Origin of the sequence: Porphyromonas sp. oral taxon 279 str. F0450 (assembly GCF_000292995.1) — a bacterium.
Classification (GTDB): Bacteria; Bacteroidota; Bacteroidia; order Bacteroidales; family Porphyromonadaceae; genus Porphyromonas; species Porphyromonas pasteri.
In genome coordinates this window covers 1-17200 of record NZ_ALKJ01000010.1, presented here as the reverse complement: position 1 = coordinate 17200, position 17200 = coordinate 1, and the positions used below count along the sequence as shown (strand labels likewise).

Here is a 17200-nt window from a genome sequence, read left to right as displayed (position 1 = left end):
ATATATCGTTAGGGATGAGCTTCGAGGAGCTGTAGAGTGAGGTGCAGGGCCTCTTGGATCGCTTGGGAGATGTTTTCCTCACGGCTCCCTGATAGACGTAGGGTGGTCGAATTGACGACGGGTCCTCTTGGCCCTTCGAAGACGACAGCGATGCAGATCGTACCTACGGGATGCGCAGCATCACCACCCGTAGGGCCAGCGACCCCCGTCGTGGCGATAGCTACCTCGGCTTGGAGTTGCTCCATAGCTCCAAGAGCCATAGCGCAGGCGACCTCTTCACTGACGACGTGGTAGGTCTCGATGAGCTCGGGCGGCACGCCGAGGAGGGAGGTCTTGAGGTCGGACTGATAGGCGATGATACCCCCTTGGAGATAAGCCGAAGAGCCCGAGTGACTACCCAAGGTGGAGGCAACGCCTCCGAGGGTGCAGCTCTCAGCCGTGGCGATATGGAGCCCTCGCTGTAGGAGGAGCTCAGTGAGTGAAGTGAGATGAGTCTGATCCATAGCTGTTGTCTCTGGCTACATGGTGACGCGGGCGAAGGGTACGGCGTCAAGCTCGGTGCGCTTGCCGTCGATGAAGCTAAAGTAGCCGTTCATCGCGACCATCGCAGCATTGTCGGTGGTGTAGGCGAACTTTGGGATGAAGACCTTCCAGCCATAGCGACGAGCATGATCATGGAAGGCATCACGCAGCCCTGTATTGGCCGATACGCCACCAGCGACAGCGACCTGGCGGATGCCTAAGTCCTTGGCTGCTTGGCGGAGCTTCTTCATCAGGATGTCGATGACGGTAGCTTGGAGGGAGGCACAGAGGTCGGCCTTACGCTCCTCGATGAAGTTGGGATTCTTCTCCAGCTCATCACGGAGGGTATAGAGGAAGGAGGTCTTGAGCCCGCTGAAGCTGTAGTCGTAGCCTGGGACGTTGGGCTTGCTGAAGGCAAAAGCCTTCGGATTCCCTTCGTTAGCAAGGCGGTTGACGACAGGGCCACCAGGGTAACCCAGCCCCATGACCTTCGCACACTTATCGAAGGCTTCGCCCGCAGCATCGTCGATGGTCTGCCCGATGATCTCCATATCGGAGGCCGAGCGCACGAGGATGATCTGCGAGTTGCCACCTGAGACGAGGAGGCAGAGGAAGGGGAACTCAGGGCTCTGATGCTCCTCGCCTTCCTCCTCGATGAAGTGGGCCAGCACGTGCGCATGGAGATGGTTGACCTCTACCATGGGGATACCGAGCGAGAGGGAGAGCCCCTTGGCAAAGTTCGTCCCGACAAGCAGAGAGCCTAAGAGCCCGGGGCCTCGTGTGAAGGCGATGGCGTCGAGGTCTTGTGCTGTAATGCCAGCGCGGCGGATGGCTTCGCTGACGACGGGGACGATGTTCTGTTCGTGGGCACGTGAGGCCAGCTCAGGCACGACACCACCGTATGCGGTGTGGACGGCTTGTGAGGCGATGACATTGCTCAGGAGCTTGTGACCTACGAGGACGGCTGCCGAGGTGTCGTCGCACGAACTCTCAATCCCTAATATGATGGGTTCATGATCCATGATGATCTATCGGATGGTCTGTCTATTTATACCTTATTAATGCGGCACAAAAGTACGAAAACTATAGTCCTAGTCGGTAGAGCTTCGCTGAGTGGAGCTGGGTAGCACCACCCTCGCTATAGAGGCGAAGGGTCGAGTAGGGCTTGCGGGGGAAGATGAGGTTCGTCATCGCGATGCGTCCGCCTTGGACAAAGAGCTCGGCCATACTGCGGTCTACGAAGAGGCGGAGCTTATAGGTCTTCCCTGTGCAAAGACTGAGGGGAGCCCATGTAGCGATAGCGAAGTCGTTCTGATAGTTCACCCCATCGCGGTCGCGCCAGTCATTGCTCTCGCGGTCGTGAGGTGTCGCCTTCGTGCCGAAGTCTATGAGTCCACTCTTGGTGCGATCCATAGTGATGCGCTCCTTCTCTAAGTCAAGGTAGATGGGTAGCTCATCGCCCATCTCGTTGCTGAGGACGAGGCCGACACGAGTCGTCTTCGCCGCTGGGGTCAGCTCCAGCTCGAGCTCAAAGCTATCCTCAAGTCCCTTGAGCGCATCGAGGAGGCGTACCTCTTCGCCGATACTCTGGGGAAGGCTGAGACTGACCTGCTCCTTGCGCAGGGCTTCGACCTCCTTTGAGGGGTGGGCACCTACATAGCTTGTGCCGTCCTTCGTGAAGAGGAAGAGATCACGAGGTAGGCCGTTCATGCCTCGTGTCTGCTTGAAGGGAGTGACATTGGCATACTGCCAGTTGCTCACCCAGGGGATGCCGATGGTGCGGGCACCTGTGTTGTGGAAGGTAACCAGCGCATAGTGGTCCTTCCCGAAGTCCAGCCAATGGGCGATCTCGGGCGCTGTCTCGGGGACGAACTCCTTGCCATCGAAGCTGCCGACGAAGTACTCGGTAGCACTCCCACCGAAGGCACAGCCTGGATTGATGTTGACGATCATCACCCACTTCTCCTTGCCCGTCGTCTCGTCAGTGAGCTGGAAGAAGTCGGGGCACTCAAACTGGTTGGGGCGTGCTCCGTAGCCTTCGCCGAAGGCACTCACGTAGTCCCACTTCTTCAGATCCTGAGAGCGGTAGAAGCGCATCTCCTTGTCAGCTGAGACGATCATGTACCAGCTCTTCTCGGGAGCGTACCAGAAGACCTTAGGATCTCGGAAGTCCGAGACGCCATCGAAGGGTGTGAGGATAGGGTTGCCAGCGTACTTCGTGAAGGTCTTCCCGTTGTCGAGGCTGTAGGCCAAGCACTGGGCTTGCCACTGCTTCCCCGCATGCGTATTGTGAGCCGTGTAGTAGGCGAGGATGGCATCCTTGCCGAAGCCCGCTGTCCCTTGCTTGTCGAGGATGGCACTCCCCGAGAAGATGTGCCCAAGGGTGTCACGTGCTAAGGCGAGATCGTGGTGCTCCCAGTGAATGAGGTCGCGTGAGGAGCTGTGTCCCCAGTACATATTGCCCCACTTCGAGCCATAGGGATTGTACTGATAGTAGAGATGGTAGACGCCGTCCTTGTAGATCATGCCGTTGGGGTCGTTCATCCAGCCATAGGCGGGGCTGTGATGGTAGGCAGGGCAGTAATAGTCCTTGGCGGAGGTGTCGAAGGTATCGGCGAGCTGCATCTTCTCATAGCTAATCGCCTTCCTATCAAGACCTATGATCTCTACCGTCGTAGGACTCTTGCCTTCGGGCAAGGCGAGGGGGACATAGTAGTCGATGCTATCGACGGCCAGACGGATGTCGAGCCACGTATCCTCGGGGCGGTCGCCTACGAGGCGTACCTGCACCTCGGGCTGACTCTCCTCGATGGGGAGGAGGAGGTAGCGCTGTGGGCTATTGATCTCAATGCGGGTCAGCGTGTCGTTGGGGTGGAGTATCTCCATAGCGGGTGGGTTGGACCTCTTCGAGCAGCTGATGCTGAGGGCGAGCAGTGGCGAGAAGAGTAGAGCGGTAAGCTTACGCATATATAATTGTATAGAGGCAAGGGTGAGGGAGACTATGCGACGCGATTGAGGTCGGTACGTCCAGCGAGGAAGCGCACGACATTCTCCAGCATCTCCGCATTCATATCTCGGCGGGCATCAGCTGTCTGGGTACCTGTGTGGGGGGTCATGCACACGTTGTCGAGGGTGCAGAGCGTGGGGTGGGGGTTATCCTGATTCTCGAAGACGTCCAGCCCTGCCGCTGCGATGTAGCCCGTCTGAAGAGCCTTCACGAGGGCCTCTTCGTCGACGACGGCACCACGGGCGGTATTGATGAAGATAGCGGTAGGCTTCATCAGTGCCAGCTCCCGCTCTCCGATGAAGTGGTGCGTCTCGGCACTGTAGGGTGTGTGGATCGAGATGAAGTCGGAGCCGAAGAGGAGATCATCCAGCGGGGCATAGGTGATCCCTTGGCGAGCCTCCTCGTCTGCACTCAGTGGGGTGCGCTTGTAGTAGAGGATCTTCATGCCGAAGGCGCGAGCGCGCTCAGCGACGGCTGAAGCGATACGTCCGTAGCCGATGAGCCCCAGCGTCTTGCCTGCAAGGTGCACGCCGAGGTAGCCCATGCGACCGATGGTGGGGCGCTTGCCAGGTGTCTGACGGATGAGGCGGTCAAGTTCGCTGACACGGCGAGCGCAGTCGAGCATGAGTGCCAGAGTAAGCTCCGTCGTCGGGATGATCACGGCCTGAGGCGTATTGGTCACGACGATGCCGTGGGTGCAAGCGTAGTCGATATCAATGTTGTTGAAGCCGACGCCGAAGTTGGCTATCAGGCGGAGCTTCGCCCCATGCTGCAGGAGCTCGGCACGTGCTGGGTAGTCGAAGGAGGTGCAGAGGACATCAGCCTCGGGGAGGAGCTGGCATAGCTCTTCGTGGGTGAAGTCCCGTCCACGTGGGGGGCGGATGACTTCGTGCTCAGCACCGATCTTCTCGAAGCCTTCGTCGATCGTGTCGAAGGCCACCAATATCTTAGCCATAATCTTAGTGCGATGTAGGGAGGTGAATACTTCCACTAAGGTACGGAATAAGCAGGATATAAGAGCCTTTTGCGTAAGGGGTGCTTTATCGTGCGTATTCCTCTTATCCAGCGTAGGGAAAAGTGTCCTTCTCGTGAAGAGTAAAGCGCCTTCCCGTAGTGGTTTTCCTCTGTCTATGTACGTAGTCTTAAAGACCAGGCATGTAAATCCAAATATCCACGTACGTAGATATTAGATCCACGTACGTAGTCCAAACTTATCTACCACTCGTCCACAACTTTTATCCCTACACGGAGCAACAACCTAATAGAGGTCGGCGTGATGACCTATACAGGTTCACCCAGAGACCAATATAGGTTGCAACCACCTCTCTATAGAGTAGTCAACTTGGATGTTGACGATGTGTGACGCCTGCTCTTATATAAAGGTGCTTGTGGAGCTAGGCCTCTCGTCCTTCTTCATTGCCTGCGAGAGTGTTGGCCCTTGGGGGAAGAGGTGGTGCGCCTAACTGACAGTATATCAGCTGTGGTGTGTTGATCAGGGGGACTTGATACCTTCCCTTTAGCAGGGGATTTGGCTGTGTGGAAGGGTGAGGAAGGGGGATGATGCAGCCCTCTTTCGCTCCCTTCCCCGTACGATACTACGGCGGGGAAACGTAACGCGAAGGTGCTAAGTGGCGGATATTACGGAAAAATCGGCTATTTTTGTGGGCATATTGTGCCCTATAACAAAGGAAATAAGATACAATCAATTAAGTAATACAACACGATGCAAAACAAAGGATTTGTGACTTTCGTCACAGTGAGCTTGGCTTTGATCTGTGCGTTTTACCTGTCCTTCTCCCTCATTACTAACCACTACGATGGTAAGGCGGAGAAGATGGGCGAAGTCGCAGGGAAGGCTTATCTCGACTCCATGGCTAACGAGAAGGTGTTCCTCGGATACACCCTCAAGGAAGCTCGCAAGCAACAGATCGGCCTGGGGCTCGACCTCAAGGGCGGGATGAACGTTATCCTCAAGCTTAATGCTGGTGACCTCGTCAAGAGCCTCGCAGGCAACACCGATGACCCCAATTTCCAGAAGGCCATCCAGGCTGCTTCGAAAAGCACTTCACAGGGCAACTACATCGATCAGTTCGTAGCCGAGTATAAGAAGCTCTCCCCAGGGGTAAACCTTGCGGTCGTCTTCGGCTCGGGAGACCTGCGTGACCAGATCAATCCCTCTACCACGGAGGATAAGGTCATCGAGCTCCTGAAGGAGAAGTACAACAGCGCTGTCGAAGCCTCATTCAATGTCCTGAGTACGCGTATCGACCGCTTCGGTGTCGTCGCTCCTAACCTCCAGCGTCTCGAGGGTCAGGGCCGTATCCTCGTCGAGCTCCCTGGTGTCAAGGATCCTGAGCGTGTACGCGAACTTTTGCAGCGTAGTGCTAACCTCCAGTTCTGGCGCACCTATACCTTTGATGAAGTAGCTAACGACCTGGCTGGCCTCAGCGATCGTCTGCTCGCTCTCGGTACTCCAGCTGCTCGCCCCATCCCCGTAGCTGCTGACTCGGTAGCCGCTAATGACAGCACGGCTCACGATAGCGCTGCTCTCGTAGCTCCTGCCGCAGCTCCTTCGCAGCTCGCTTCTATTGATACCCTCTCTAAGTACCTCCAGCTCGGAGGCCGTGGCGGTGCTACCGTCGGTCTCGCTCAGGACCGCGATCGCAACAAGATCGACTCGCTCCTGGCGCTGGCTACTGAATATCACCTCCTGCCTGAGGACCTCACCCTGCTCTGGGGTGCTAAGCCCATCCAGGATCCCAAGACGCGTAAGCTCACCAATATCTATGAGCTGTACGCTATCCGCACGAACCGCTCGATGAAGCCCGACCTCTCGGGTGACGTCGTCACTTCGGCTAAGGCAGACGTCGACCACAACCGCCTCGGTAGCGCTGAGCCTCAGGTCTCTATGACTATGAATCAGGAAGGTGCTCAGATCTGGGCTCGCCTGACGAAGGAAAGCATCGGCCGCTCTATCGCTATCGTCCTCGACGGTGTCGTCTACTCTGCGCCTAACGTCAACAACGAGATCACTGGTGGTAACTCCTCTATCACGGGGAACTTCACCATCGAAGAAGCGAATGACCTGGCGAACGTACTGAACTCGGGTAAGATGGAGACGAGCGTCGTCATCGAGCAGGAGAACGTCGTCGGTCCTACCCTCGGTAAGGCTTCTATCCAGGCTGGTATCATCTCCTTCGCTATCGCACTCGTCCTCCTGATGGTCTATATGTGCCTGGCTTACGGCTTCATCCCTGGTATGATCGCCAACCTCGCACTCATCGTCAACAGCTTCTTCACGCTCGGTATCCTCGCTTCGTTCAACGCCGTCCTCACCCTCTCGGGTATCGCCGGTCTTGTCCTCACGCTCGGTATGGCGGTCGACGCGAACGTGCTTATCAATGAGCGTATCAAGGAAGAGCTGCGCAACGGCAAGGGTATGACCCGCGCTATCGCCGACGGTTATGGCAATGCCTTCAGCGCTATCTTCGACTCGAACCTCACGACGATCATCACCGGTGTCGTCCTCTTCTACTTCGGTGCAGGACCTATCCGTGGCTTCGCTACGACCCTGATCATCGGTCTTATCTCCTCCTTCATCACGGCGGTCTTCCTTACCCGTATGGTCTTCGAAGCTCTGGACAAGCGCCACAAGCTCGACAACGTGACCTACACGACGGCGATGACGAAGAACCTCCTCGTGAACCCCACGTACAACTTCCTCGGGGCTCGCATGAAGGGTTACCTCCTGCCCATCGTCCTCATCATCGCTGGTCTTGTCGGCTTCTTCACGGTCGGTCTGAACAACGGTATCGAGTTCTCGGGTGGTCGTAACTACATCATCAAGTTCGATCAGAAGGTCGACAACCAGCAGGTCCGTGAGAAGCTCGCTCCTCAGCTCGACCAGAAGCTCGTCCTCACCGCTATCGGTACCGAGGGTGACCAGATCCGCGTGTCTACGAACTACCTCATCGAAGACTCCGGCGAGGCTGTCGAAGATCAGATCAAGGATAAGCTCTATAAGGGTCTGAATAGCTTCTACAAGACGACGCCCTCAAAGGCTGACTTCGATAGCTACATCGTCAGCTCGCAGAAGGTAAGCGCCAGCATGTCTAACGACATCAAGACGCAGGCCCTCATCGCTGTCGGTCTCTCGCTCCTCTTCATGGCGATCTACATCCTCATCCGCTTCCGCAATGTCGCCTTCTCTATCGGTGCCTTTGCTTCGGTCACGGTGACGACGCTGATGATCATCGCCATCTACGTCCTCTGCTGGAAGATCATGCCCTTCACCATGGAGGTCGACCAGAACTTCATCGCGGCACTTCTGGCAATCATCGGTTACGCCATCAATGACGTCGTGATCGTCTTCGACCGTATCCGCGAAGAAGTGGGCAACCATCCTCAGGCCGACCGCTTCCAGGTCATCAACGGCGCTCTGAACTCTACGCTCTCCCGTACGCTGAATACGTCCTTCACGACGCTGCTCGTGATGCTGATCGTCTTCGCCTTCGGCGGTGCTACGATGCGTAGCTTCACCTTCGCCATCCTCCTGGGTGTCATCTTCGGTACGTACTGCACGCTCTTCGTCGCTACGCCTATCGCTTACGAAGTCGCTAAGCGTCGTAGCCTGAAGGCAGCTGGCAAGTAATCGCCACTCCCATTCATAGGCAAGGGCCCCGGTTGGTATCCAGTCGGGGCTCTTCTTTTGTCCGAAGGCGGAGCATCCTACCTCGGCAGGGATAAGTATTTTCCTGGGGAGGAAAACTAACTTTCGTGGGGAGGAAAAATATCTTCCCTGTGGATGAAAATTTATCGCCGTGCGCACGACGGTAAATTTCTATGCGCACAGAAATAAATTTTCGTGCGCACAAAAAAATATTTTCGTGCGCACGAAAATCTGACTACCTTCGCACGGCGTTATAACGCTTTGTATAACAGTTGATTAATCTCTCGTGCCGAACGCCTCATCTTGAGGGCGAAAAGTAGGCTACTTTGGGGCGCACAAAATCCCCTTTTTACCATCGTATGGATCACGCTAAGACCGCCCTTATCACGGGGGCTTCCAGTGGGCTCGGCGAAGCTTATGCCCGCCTGCATGCTTCCTTGGGGGGCAACCTTATCCTTGTCGCTCGCCGTGAGGAGCGTCTGCTCGCTCTCAAGGCCGAGCTGGAGCAAGCCCATCACGTCTCCGTCCACGTCCTCGCGAAGGACCTTGCTGAGCCCGATGCGCCCGCCTCGCTCTTCGCTGAAGTGGAGCGCCTCGGCCTCCAGGTCGACTACCTCATCAATAATGCGGGGCTGGGCGGACAAGGGAGCCTTGCCGAGCGCTCCCTCGAGGACGACGCTAACCTGCTGGCTGTAGACATCGCCGCGCTGACGGCTCTGACGAAGCTCTTCCTGCCGAGCTTCATCACGCGAGGCAGTGGGCGCATCCTCAATGTCTCATCAATTGCCTCGCTCGTCCCAGGGCCATGGCAAGCCACGTACTTCGCAGCGAAGGCCTACGTCACATCGCTGATCTTGGCACTCAGCGAGGAGCTTCGGGGAACGGGCGTCACGGCCACTGTCGTCCTGCCTGGCGGGATGCGCACGGGCTTCGAAGCTGCCGCGAAGCTCGAAGGTACGGGCCTTGCAGCCCAGCTTACCCAAAGCCCCGACGACGTGGCGCGCCGTAGCTACGAGGCGATGCTCCGAGGTCGAAGGAAACTCATCGCAGGCACACCGCTTCTGCAGCGCCTCCTGCTCCGCCTGGTGCCCTTTGCCCCGACAGCCTTTGTCCTCCGTGTCGTCGCCCGCCTCCACAAGCGCTGATGGTGGTTGATGATCGTACTACTTCTGTATAGTTTGTGTAACTTTGTATAGTTTAAATATATATGCTAATGGCTGCTGAGCAACATAATCGCTATAGGGAGGTCTTGTTACAGACAATGAAGGCCTTTATTTCCTTCTGCAAGGAACATCAAATTACTTACTATGCCTGTGGTGGGACTGCTATTGGAGCTGTACGACATTCAGGGATGATCCCTTGGGATGATGATATTGATGTCTATATGGATAGGGCGAATTATAATCGCTTTATTTCGCTTTGGACATCGCTACAGAGCAAGTATCCAGACTATGAAGTTGTGTGCTTAGGGGATGATGGTTACTATCTTCCCCTAACTAAGTTTGCCGATAAGAGGACGACGGTTTGGGAGACGCCAGAGTATCCATTTATCTTCGGGGTATATGTAGATATATTCCCGCTAGACTTTACGTCTGGTTCATTCCAGGAGATAGCCACTCGTGCAGACCTCTATCGCCGGACCATACAACTATATATTCTTGGTCAAGAACATTACAACTGGCGCCTATTTAAAGATCGTCTTGCACAGCATGGTATTCTTAGGGGCCTTCCTAAAGTGCTCTATCATATGTGCTACTGTCGTCCCTTCAGAAGATCTATTTGGGCTCGTGCTGAAAGACAGCTTAAAGAAATGCTCTCTTTCTCCGGGGATAAAGGTATCTGCTATGGTATTGAGTATACGCGAGAGCATGAAATCTTCCCCAAAGACTGGTTTGCTGAGCCAGTTGAGCTTCCTTTTGAAGACTTCTCTATAAGTATGCCTCGAGATTACCACGCCTACTTGTCGCAGCAGTATGGTGATTATATGAAGCTACCCCCAGAGTCTCAGCGCTACTCAGTGCATGGCCGCTATTTCATCGATCTTGACAGAAGATGGGAAATAGACGAGCTACGTAGGCACTTGGAGAATAAGAGGTCATAACATGAAAGTTTGGGAATAATGAATGAGCAGATATCTACCGCCGTAATTTTGGCAGCTCGCCGAGAATTTAATGGGAAGTTGCCCTATCCTTTAGTGCCTATTGCCGATGGCGTATGTCTATTGGATCGTACTTTACTCCTGTTGGATCAGCTAAATTATGAGCGTATATATATCGTCACAGGATATCGCTCCGATCTGTTTGAACCTTATGCTCAGAGTGATTCCCGAATCTCTGTTATATATAATCCAGACTATGCCTTCACAAGCTCTATGGGTTCGCTTGCTCGGCTCCATGGGGTGCTTACAGAGGACTTCCTGCTTATAGAGGGAGATACCTTTTATGAAGGTCGGGTGCTAGAAGACCTAACAAAGACCACATATCGAGATTGCCTTTCTGTGACAGAGGAATCTGGTAGTGGAGATGAAGCATTTGTTGGACTTACCCATGGATTTGTAACTAAAGTAAGTAAGGATCGGCATCAGCTAGCATCGATTAGTGGTGAGCTATTGGGGATTATGCGGCTTTCTCTTCAGACCTTCGAGCGTATGGTCGCACTATGGAAGGCTGCTAATAATCCATTGCTGAACTATGAGTATGCTTTATTGGAGGTGACTAATCCCATAGAGCGACCGGCCCTATTCTTCAATGATTTAATTTGGGGAGACATTGACTCAGACGAAGACCAGCATCGTATGGTCAACTACATCTATCCCAGATTACTTAGGAAGGAAAATCCCCTGAATATTGATAACCTGGTAGCACATTTAAGTCACATATTCTCTACTCCTATTGACTCCTCTCAAGTTGTAATTGCTCCAGTTGGGGGGATGTCAAATAAGAATTTCCGAGTAGAATATGCAGGGAAAAGCTATGTGTTGCGACTCCCAGGTGTGGCCTCAGAGACGATGGTAGATCGGAGTAACGAGCATACGAACTCCCAGATCGCTTGTCAGCTAGGAATTAATCCTCCCATCCGATATTTCGATGCTCAGACAGGAATTAAGTTGGCTGATTTCATTGTTGGCGCACAACCACTAGGGCAGGCTACTATTCAGAGGGTTGAATATCTTGATCGGATAGCAAAAATTTTGCACAAGCTGCATGATTCTGCGATGAGGCTTAGTAATGACTTTAATGGGTTTACGGAGCTGCGTAAGTATAAGCATACTTTAAAGGAGTTAGGGATATCAGTAGAGGATAAAGATGCACTGTTGATTGTACCTAATCTCCAAGTCCGAATTAATGAGCTCGGTGTCTCATTGGCTCCATGTCATAATGATCTTGTAGCAGAGAACTTTATCAAGGATAATTTGGGTAATCTATATCTGATTGACTGGGAATATTCAGGGATGAATGATCCTCACTGGGATATTGCAGCTCTTTTCTTAGAGAGCTCTTTTTCCGCAGAAGCACAGGCTTATTTCTTGGCTAGATATTATTTGAATGATGTGCCTGCCGATGCGTCAGAGAAAATTCTTATATACCAGATCCTTATGGATTTGCTTTGGTCCTTATGGACTGATATCAAAGAAGCGGGAGGTGAGGATTTTGCTTCGTATGGGGCAGATAGATATGCTCGGGCTCTACTGAATATCAAGCGCTGGGTTAATCATGAGTTTTAGTTTCCGTAATTCCCCCCATAGATTTAAAGGAATTCTTGCTGGGGGATACTCTGGGCTCTCTTGGGCTGTTGATGCTTTATTGATTTCCCTTGTATTGACAGCGGTAGGGGATGACTCTATTGCTAGTGTACTTGGGATAAGTATGCTTCATGATGGCTTCGCAGCCCTTTGGTTACTCCTATTACTCTATTTTAGAGGGAGGGTAGGGCAACTTTCTGCGATTACAAAGAGTAGGGATGCCCTTTTCTGTATGTTGGGAGCTCTGCTAGGTGGCCCACTAGCAATGACCTGCTATCTGCTTTCTATCTCTAATGTAGGAGTTGCTGTGACTACGACAGTGACAGCTTCCTATCCCCTTTTAGGAGCTCTGTTATCGGTAATAGTTCTGAAAGAGCAGGTCAGTCGTCGTACCTGGATTGGACTCTCTGTTTGTCTTGTCGGTGTAGTGCTGACCGCCTATTCGCCAGAGCAAGGGGGAGGGGAGTTTACATTCTCATCACTCAAGTATGCTATGATAGCAGCTTTAGGGTGGGCTTCTGAGAGTGTTGTATGTGCGTATGGTATGCGTAGTGATAAGATCACTCCTTCTACGGCTCTTCTCCTGCGAGAATCAACTTCTGCTGTCTCCTATCTCTTGGTGATAATGTTATTGGGGAGTGGACTTGTTGAATTGAAGCCCATTATTTCCGTCTTCTCGACGTCGGTGTCTGTACTGTATCTATTAGCTCTCACTGCGGGGGTTGGTATGAGCTCTTTTCTTGCATGGTATTCTTCAATAGATGCTATTGGCCCAGCTCGAGCTTTAGGCTTGAATATCACCTATTCCGCTTGGGGAGTCATATTATCCCTTCTTTTTCTTAATCAGCCGTTTCATCTTTCTGTCTTTGCAGGAAGTCTCCTAGTCCTACTCGGAGTTTGTTACGCCATGCTACCAGCTTCTAAGTCCTCATCCTCTTCGATAAATCAATGAATGCCATTATTCTTGCTGCAGGTCTAGGTACTAGACTTCGCCCGCTTACCAATGACCGTCCCAAGTGTCTTGTGCCAGTATTGGGGACTCCTATGATAGAGCAACAAATTCACTTTCTTCATGAGTCTGGTATTACTGATATCACTATAGTTTCGGGCTATCGTGCAGATAGCCTCGATTACTTGAAGACCCGCTATGGAGTCAAGATCGTGCATAATGAGTACTATAATGAGTACAATAATATATACTCGCTCTACCTAGTTCGAGAGGAGTTTGGGGATAGCTATGTCCTTGAAGGGGACGTCTACATGCCTGCGAATTGCCTGGAGTCCGACATTACTCACTCTACATATTTTGCCGCTTATCGGGAGGAATATGAAAATGAATGGGGGTTAACTCTTGATGATAATCAGCTGGTCAAGGAAATCCGTCCACAGAGTGGTACAGGGTATATTTTATCAGGGATATCCTACTGGACTTATGATGATGCGACGAAAATACGGATGCGTATCGATGAGTTGGTTGCTAGTGGTGAGTTCGAATCATTATTTTGGGATGACGCTGTGTTGCAGCTTCAAGATGAACTCACTATTTATTGCAGACCTACGCAAATCTATGAGATAGACACCGTGCCTGAACTTAGGGCTCTTGAGGCTTTACTGACACAGCACGCATAAAAGATACTCACTTCACAATAAACCTCGCCCCGCTACGAGCCGTCAGGCTTCCGTAGCGGGGCGAGGTGCGTTGATGCGGTTGGGGCGAGGGCTAAGCTCTCAGAAGGAGCATGGCGCCGATGAGGAGGGCGAGGAAGAAGACGTTGCGTGCCGTAGCACCGAGCGCCTTGTTGAGCTCGCTGCCTTCGGACTCCTGCAGCTGGCGGTGCGTCATCGAGAAGACGACGACGTAGGGCAGCATGAGGAGCATTCCCCAGAAGCTATAGATAGGATAAAGGAAGCCCATCGAGAGCAGCCCGCAGGTGAGGTAGAAGCGTGGCGCGAAGTCACGGCCCATCCGCACGATGAGCGTGCGCTTGCCAGCCTTGCGGTCTTCGTCGACGTCGCGGTAGTTATTCACGATGAGGATATTCACGCTCGCTAGACCGATCGCCGTAGCTAAGTGCCACAGCACGGGGTCAGCGATCGTCCCACGCAAGATGAAGAAGCTCGTCACCACAGGCACCCAGCCGAAGAAGATCAGCACCGCCAAATCGCCCAGCCCGTGATAGGAGAGCGGATAAGGCCCGCCCGAGTAGGCGAAGATGCCCAGCCCGACAGCCAGTCCCACGAGCAGCAGCCACCACGAGGTGAGCGCCACGAGCGTGATACCGCTGGCGAGGAAGACAAAGAGGCTGATGTATAGCGCACGGCGTACCTCGCCTTCGGTGAGGAGTCCCTTGGAGAGGGGGCGGAGTGGCCCTGTGCGCTCCTCGGTGTCGGCGCCCTTCTTGAAGTCAATGAGGTCGTTGGCAATGTTGCTCCCGATCTGTGCGCTGATGGCGACGACGAGAAGCAGGGCCGTGCGTAGCGGATCGATAGGTCCGATGAAGGCCGCGTAGAAGATCGCTACGAGGACGGCACTAAGCCCCGAGAGCAGGGTGCGTGGGCGAGTGAGCCCCAGCCAGAGCTGTGTGCGGGTAGGCTGCGAGGAGGCCATGCTACTTATCTGCTCCCTTCTTGGCATCCTTAGAGCCGAAGAGGTGGTCGCTCAGGGCGAGGAGCGTGCGGCGCTTGTCCGCAGCTTCGACGAGTACGGTGAGGTTGTAGTCGCTACCGCCGTAGGAGATCATGCGCACGGGGATCTCGCTGAGGGCGTTCAGGATCTGTGCCTCAAAGCCCACGTTGTCCCACTCCATGTCGCCGACGACACAGACGATGGTCATGTCGTGCTCGACGTCGATGCTACCCAAGCCCTGGAGGCTGTGACGTAGGTCATCGGGGAGCGTGCTGCGCTCAATGGTGAGGGAGATAGAGGCTTCGGTCGAAGCGATCATATCAATGGGGATGCAGTGGTGCTCAAAGAGTGCAAAGACCTTCCCCATAAAGCTCCAGTGGGAGAGCTGATGATTGCTACGGATGCGGATCATCGTGATGTTGTCCTTCGCTGCCACTGCCTTGATCATATCCTTATCGGTGTCGAGGGAGATGAGCGTGCCTGGGGCATCGGGCGCCATCGTATTCAGCAGACGCACGGGGATGTGGCGGCGCTTGGCGGGCTGGATACAGGTGGGGTGAAGGATCTTCGCCCCGAAATACGCCAGCTCAGAGGCTTCCTCGAAGTGGAGGCGACGTACGGGAGCCGTAGCATCGACGATACGGGGGTCGTTGTTGTGCATGCCATCAATATCCGTCCAGATCTGGATCTCATCGACCTCGAGGGCGGCACCGATGAGCGTGGCGGTATAGTCGCTACCCCCGCGCTGCAGGTTGTCGATATCGCCGAAGGCATTGCGACAGATGTAGCCCTCCGTGATGAAGAGCTGCGTACCCTCGGGTGCTCGCTTGATGAGCTCCGAGAGATGGGCTTGGATATAGTCTTCATCGGGCTCAGCCTGCTTATTGGTACGCATGTACTCCAGTGCCGGGAGGCCGACCGCACGTACACCTCGATCCTCGAGGTGACGCAGCATCATCGCTGTGCTGAGGAGCTCCCCACGTGCCAGGATCTTCTTCTCGTCAAAGAGCGTGAAGGTATCCGAGTAGCAGAGCTGCTCGAGGAAGAAGAACGTCTCATTGACCAAGGTCCAGGCACGGTCGTAGCTGTGCTTGTCGGGGAAGAGCAGCTGCGTCTCTTGCTCGTACTTGTGCTTGAGCTTCGTGAGGATGGTGAGAGCCTCATGGCGGTGATGGGCCATGAGCTGGTGCCCGATCTCTACGAGGGCGTTTGTCGTACCGGCCATAGCCGAGAGGACAACAATCTTAGGCTCATCGGTAGCTGTGATGAGGTCTGCTACGTGGGCTATGCGCTGGGCAGAGGCAACGGAGGTGCCTCCGAACTTCATTACTTTCAACGGCTTCGTGTCTTAGGGGGTACGTGTCGAGGGAATGGAGCTGTATGCTCGCTCGGGGCTTAGAGCGTGTCGAGGGCGATACAGCGAGCGGGATAGTACTCGAGGACCTGACGGTTGTGCGTAGCCATGATGACGGCTGTACCACGCTCCTTGGTGAGGCGGTGCAGGAGCTCGGCGATAGCCAAGCCATTTTCTGCATCGAGGTTCCCCGTAGGTTCGTCGGCGAGGATGAGCTCGGGACGGCCGATGAGGGCACGGGCGATGGCGACACGCTGCTGCTCACCGCCAGAGAGTTCGTGTGGATACTTATAGCTCTTTGTCTCAAGGCCGACATCCTGGAGCGCCTCGTTGATGAGGCTCTCGCGTTCGCTACTTCGGCTGACACCGAAGGCCCGCAGCACGATATCGAGGTTGTCATGCACGGTCTGGTCGGGCAGGAGCTGGAAGTTCTGGAAGACGATGCCAAGGCGGCGACGTAGCTTCGGTAGCTCTTTGCTCTTGATGTGAGAGAGGTCGAAGCCCATGACGTTGGCCTTTCCCTTGGTGAGGGGAACTTCGGCGGAGATGGTCTTCAGTAGCGTGCTCTTCCCCGAGCCTACAGGGCCGGTGAGGTAGACGAATTCGCCTGCGGCAACCTGCAGATCCAGCTGCTCGAAGAGGATATGTTCGTGGCGGGCAATCTGGACGCCTTGGAAGTCCAGCAGCCATTTCTTTTCAGCCATAGGTCTTATCTATATAACTATTTACCTACAAAGATACGCAAACGTGCCCATGCTGGGACTATGGAGAGTGGTGGGATACTTCTCTTCTCCGTCAGATCTTCCTCTTGAGGCGTATAGCTTGATCTATATCTACGTACGTGGATCTAAAATCCAGGTACGTAGTCGCTATGATTTACGTGCGTAGACTTTAAGACCACGTACATAGATAGCGATATGACTCTATAGCTTAGCAGCTTTATTTCAGCGGGTAGGTAAGTCTCTATCGCGAGGATAATGTCTTTTCCCCTTGAGAGTGGTGGCGCTCTATCTAATAGATGGAGAAAGGGGAGAGCGAGGAAGTCGGTGTGACTTCTTGCATATATAAAAGCTTTGTGCTACCTTTGCAGTGCTTTTACAAGAGGCGGCGAGATAGCTCAGCTGGTTAGAGCGTCGGATTCATAATCCGAAGGTCGGGGGTTCAAGTCCCCCTCTCGCTACGAAACACGGACGATACACCTACGAGGTGTATCGTCTTTTTCTTTTATACGGAGCCGAAAGGATACGGGAGCGCCCCAGCGATATCGCTGGGGCGCTCCC

At 54.0% G+C, this 17200-nt stretch carries 13 protein-coding genes and 1 tRNA gene; 7 read left to right on the top strand and 7 right to left on the bottom strand.

All coding sequences use genetic code 11. The features are described from left to right. Positions 1 to 8: 8 nt before the first annotated feature. From HMPREF1323_RS01140 to HMPREF1323_RS01125, 4 genes are all read right to left on the bottom strand, one after another. Positions 9 to 503 (bottom strand): CinA family protein, encoded by a 495-nt coding sequence (locus tag HMPREF1323_RS01140; RefSeq protein ID WP_009432346.1) that lies wholly within the window; start codon positions 501 to 503, stop codon positions 9 to 11. 15 nt (positions 504 to 518) lie between these two features. Further along, positions 519 to 1544 carry a tRNA (adenosine(37)-N6)-threonylcarbamoyltransferase complex transferase subunit TsaD gene (tsaD, locus tag HMPREF1323_RS01135; protein ID WP_009432375.1) on the bottom strand — a complete coding sequence of 342 codons (1026 nt, stop codon included), beginning with the start codon at positions 1542 to 1544 and terminating at the stop codon, positions 519 to 521. A 61-nt stretch (positions 1545 to 1605) separates the two neighbouring features. Then, positions 1606 to 3489: a GH32 C-terminal domain-containing protein gene (locus HMPREF1323_RS01130; protein ID WP_009432325.1), complete on the bottom strand. Its 1884-nt coding sequence runs from the start codon at positions 3487 to 3489 to the stop codon at positions 1606 to 1608. Positions 3490 to 3521: 32 nt separating this feature from the next. Next, complete coding sequence (locus HMPREF1323_RS01125; protein WP_044123860.1) at positions 3522 to 4484, bottom strand: NAD(P)-dependent oxidoreductase; 963 nt, start codon at positions 4482 to 4484, stop codon at positions 3522 to 3524. A 768-nt stretch (positions 4485 to 5252) separates the two neighbouring features. Here HMPREF1323_RS01125 and secDF point away from each other — a divergent pair. The 6 genes from secDF (at position 5253) to HMPREF1323_RS01100 (ending at position 13569) form a co-directional block, all read left to right on the top strand. After that, positions 5253 to 8180 carry a protein translocase subunit SecDF gene (secDF, locus tag HMPREF1323_RS01120; protein WP_009432409.1) on the top strand — a complete coding sequence of 976 codons (2928 nt, stop codon included), beginning with the start codon at positions 5253 to 5255 and terminating at the stop codon, positions 8178 to 8180. Positions 8181 to 8557: 377 nt separating this feature from the next. After that, positions 8558 to 9343: an SDR family NAD(P)-dependent oxidoreductase gene (locus HMPREF1323_RS01115; protein ID WP_009432379.1), complete on the top strand. Its 786-nt coding sequence runs from the start codon at positions 8558 to 8560 to the stop codon at positions 9341 to 9343. A gap of 116 nt (positions 9344 to 9459) precedes the next feature. Continuing rightward, positions 9460 to 10299 carry a LicD family protein gene (locus HMPREF1323_RS01110; protein ID WP_198004360.1) on the top strand — a complete coding sequence of 280 codons (840 nt, stop codon included), beginning with the start codon at positions 9460 to 9462 and terminating at the stop codon, positions 10297 to 10299. A gap of 18 nt (positions 10300 to 10317) precedes the next feature. Then, a complete protein-coding gene (locus HMPREF1323_RS01105) occupies positions 10318 to 11922 on the top strand; it encodes a phosphotransferase (protein WP_009432334.1) in 1605 nt (534 codons plus the stop codon). Then, on the top strand, positions 11912 to 12892 hold the full coding sequence (locus tag HMPREF1323_RS09330) for a DMT family transporter (RefSeq protein ID WP_009432391.1): 981 nt from the start codon (positions 11912 to 11914) through the stop codon (positions 12890 to 12892). Before HMPREF1323_RS01105 ends, HMPREF1323_RS09330 begins: the two co-directional genes overlap by 11 nt. Then, entirely contained in the window at positions 12889 to 13569 is a 681-nt protein-coding gene (locus tag HMPREF1323_RS01100) for a CTP--phosphocholine cytidylyltransferase (protein ID WP_044123859.1), read from the top strand. Before HMPREF1323_RS09330 ends, HMPREF1323_RS01100 begins: the two co-directional genes overlap by 4 nt. A gap of 91 nt (positions 13570 to 13660) precedes the next feature. Here HMPREF1323_RS01100 and menA read toward each other — a convergent pair whose 3' ends face one another. From menA to HMPREF1323_RS01085, 3 genes are read right to left on the bottom strand one after another with little or no spacing between them, the layout of a single operon-like run. Continuing rightward, positions 13661 to 14548: a 1,4-dihydroxy-2-naphthoate octaprenyltransferase gene (gene menA / locus HMPREF1323_RS01095; protein WP_009432405.1), complete on the bottom strand. Its 888-nt coding sequence runs from the start codon at positions 14546 to 14548 to the stop codon at positions 13661 to 13663. Between the two features lies 1 nt (position 14549). After that, positions 14550 to 15902: an aspartate kinase gene (locus tag HMPREF1323_RS01090; protein ID WP_044123858.1), complete on the bottom strand. Its 1353-nt coding sequence runs from the start codon at positions 15900 to 15902 to the stop codon at positions 14550 to 14552. A 59-nt stretch (positions 15903 to 15961) separates the two neighbouring features. Further along, the gene (locus tag HMPREF1323_RS01085; protein ID WP_009432366.1) at positions 15962 to 16624 is read right to left on the bottom strand and encodes a cell division ATP-binding protein FtsE; all 663 of its coding nucleotides are present in this window, start codon (positions 16622 to 16624) and stop codon (positions 15962 to 15964) included. Positions 16625 to 17026: 402 nt separating this feature from the next. Between HMPREF1323_RS01085 and HMPREF1323_RS01080 the strand changes: the two genes are divergently transcribed. After that, positions 17027 to 17100 (top strand) — tRNA-Met (locus HMPREF1323_RS01080). Positions 17101 to 17200: the final 100 nt, after the last annotated feature.